The following is a 272-nucleotide window of genomic DNA, read 5'->3' on the forward strand; positions in this document are numbered from 1 at the left end:
GGCCTGCAGCTTGTCGTAGTAGGCGTTGTCGATGAAGGCATCGTTTTTGCCGCCGATGTACAGGAAGGGCACCTTGCTGCCCGACAGGATGGCCAGTTCGTCCAGCCAGCCCTGCGTCTTCAGGTGAATGGCGAATTGCTCGCGGAAGTTGCCGTCGGATTCCTTGATGTCCGTGAGCATGCGCTTGTACACGTCGGTGCCGGCTTGCGAGACATCCAGGTAAGCGCGTGTGAGCGCATCGGCCTCGTCGCCTACCAAGTGGTTCTTGAAGG

At 59.6% G+C, this 272-nt stretch carries 1 protein-coding gene; it reads right to left on the reverse strand.

From position 1 onward, the window contains the following. A partial coding sequence (locus tag ACVA58_RS28115) for a hypothetical protein (protein WP_446513525.1) occupies positions 1–272 on the reverse strand: 272 nt, incomplete at both ends.

This window comes from Photobacterium sp. DNB22_13_2 (genome assembly GCF_052873915.1).